Annotated in this window: 3 protein-coding genes; all 3 read left to right on the top strand. The window is 61.0% G+C overall.

What is annotated here, in order from left to right; translation table 11 throughout:
- A partial coding sequence (locus AB0N03_RS52155) for a protein rep (RefSeq protein ID WP_364388959.1) occupies positions 1-953 on the top strand: 953 nt, incomplete at its 5' end.
- A 280-nt stretch (positions 954-1,233) separates the two neighbouring features.
- Positions 1,234-1,632 carry a hypothetical protein gene (locus tag AB0N03_RS52150; RefSeq protein WP_255849888.1) on the top strand — a complete coding sequence of 133 codons (399 nt, stop codon included), beginning with the start codon at positions 1,234-1,236 and terminating at the stop codon, positions 1,630-1,632.
- Positions 1,632-1,937 (top strand): hypothetical protein, encoded by a 306-nt coding sequence (locus AB0N03_RS52145; RefSeq protein WP_364388957.1) that lies wholly within the window; start codon positions 1,632-1,634, stop codon positions 1,935-1,937. The genes AB0N03_RS52150 and AB0N03_RS52145 overlap by 1 nt, the downstream gene beginning before the upstream one ends.
- Positions 1,938-2,208 lie beyond the last annotated feature (271 nt).

Here is a 2,208-nt window from a genome sequence, read left to right as displayed (position 1 = left end):
CCACCTGCGGAAACTACCTGCACTTCCGGGAGTACTTCACCGTGGGCAAGGTACGGCTGCACAACGCGACGTTCTGCAAGCAGCACCTGGTCTGCCCGCTCTGCGCCATCCGGCGTGGTGCCAAGGCGCTCGGTGCCTACCTGACCCGCTGGCAGGTCATCCAGGAACAGCGCCCCGATCTGCGCCCCTACCTGATCACCCTCACCGTGAAGAACGGCGAAGACCTGGACGAGCGTCAAACCCACCTCACGAAGTCGCTGCGCAAGCTGCTCGACCGTAGGCGCAATTTCAACGCTGGCGTGGCTCGCGCTCCCTGGACGGAGCTGTGCAAGGCTGAGGGAGCCGTCTACACGCTCGAACTGACGAACAAGGGCAACGGGTGGCACCCTCACTGCCACATGATCGCTCTGGCGGCCTCTGAGCCCTGTCAGGAGGTTTTAAGCGCTGAGTGGCACCGGATCACCGGTGACAGCTTCATCGTCGACGTAAGGCCCATCACAGGCGATCCCAGCGAGGGGTTCATGGAGGTCTTCAAGTACGCCGTGAAGTTCTCCGACCTCTCCCTGGAAGACAACTGGCACGCCGCCCAGCGCCTCAAGGGCAAACGCCTGCTGAACAGCTTCGGCCTGTTCCGTGGTGTCGAAGTCCCCGAGTCGCTCCTGGACGAACCTCTGGACTCGCTCCCCTACTGGGATCGGTTCTACCGGTATTTCGGCGGTGAGTACCGGTTTACCGGTGAAAGCCCCAAAGCGGTAACGGAGAACGCCGTTACCGAAAACCCTGAAACGCGTTACACGGTTACGCCAGCCGATCCGCGAGCGGCTGCTGACTTGCCCGGCTGGCGACCCCCGCAACCCCCCACCAAACCCAAGTCGTTCGCTGTCCTGGTGCACGAGGGCGAGCAGCGACGAAGGGCCGCTCTCAAAAGGGCTGAAACCCGCTCCAAAAGTTGACAGGTCAAGGGCCGCGCCCCCGGCTCGTCGGGGAAGCGCTCCACCTCCCCGGCGAACGGAGGCACGGGCGGAGCGCACCCTTTACCCTCCCCGAACAACCACCCTACGGCAGCACCCCGGGCCAGGAACTGGCCCGGGGGATGCCACCCGGCGAGGGTGCTTTTCCGCTTTTCCGCTTTTGATCCTCGCGCCAGCGGCGCGTCCTCATGTTGCTATAAGATTCCTATAGCATTACGATCAGGCCTCCATAGAATCCCTATAACTGATCTATAGGCCAGCCATGACGACCAAGAAGACCCCTGCCAAATCCCCCTTCATGCGCCACATCGAGGAGCTTTATGAAGACGAAGTCCATGCCGAATTCCGTGAGGCCACAATGCGAACAGTCTCTTTCAACTTCCCTGCTGAAGACGCCTGCATGCTGGCTGCCATTGCTAAACGCTTCGGTCGCAGCACCGCTGCCTTTGGCGGAGAGCTATTTGCTGAGCATGTGCGTGAGCTTTTCCTCGCGCTCACCCCTGAAGACCGACGCGCATGCGCTGCTGAGGCTGACGCAGAGCAAACCCGCTACGAAGAGTCCAAAGGCATCAAAACCACAAGCATCAATGGCGAGCCGGGTTGCCACCATTGGAAGGGCTACGCCGATATTTGTGACCGCGTAGAAGGGGAGGCCAAGTGATGGCTGAAGCAATGTTCACCCTCTGCGGGCAGGTAGCGAACGTGTACGTCCAGCCGGGCGGCACATCGAAGAAAACCGGGGAGGCCTTCGACCCTCGGGACAAGGTGCAGATCCTCGGCCACGTCCCGCTCCAGGGCGGCGGCACCAAGCTCGATCTTGTGACCCTCAACGTCGAGGACGCTCGCCTGTTTCAGGCCGCGCTCAACAAGACGATTCGCGTCCCTGTGGGGGTTTATTCCCTTGGCAAGACGGTGGGCTATTTCATTCCGCAAGGCTCAAAGCCGCAGCTCGTAGCAGCTTCTTGATTCAACGCTAAGGCCCCGGCTTCCGGGCCTTCAGGGTGGATTCCGCTTGCGGAAGGGCCCCCGAAGGCCGGTAGCCGGGGCCTTCTTACTTGATACATAGAAACAAAGTGCATGCAGCGCGTTATGCTGTAGGCACGGGAAAGGAGCCAGGGCATGGCCAAAAAGAAAACCCCCGTGAACGAATCCAACTTGGCGGAAGGGGCGTTCACAGGGGTCGATGAAGCTGAAAACTTCGGCGATAGGTTAGCACGCTACGGCCAAGCGCACGCAA

The sequence above is a fragment of the Amycolatopsis sp. NPDC051061 genome (genome assembly GCF_040682935.1).
GTDB lineage: Bacteria > Actinomycetota > Actinomycetes > Mycobacteriales > Pseudonocardiaceae > Amycolatopsis.
The sequence above is the reverse complement of the archived record's forward strand: the minus strand, read 5'-3'. Positions and strand labels throughout refer to the sequence as shown.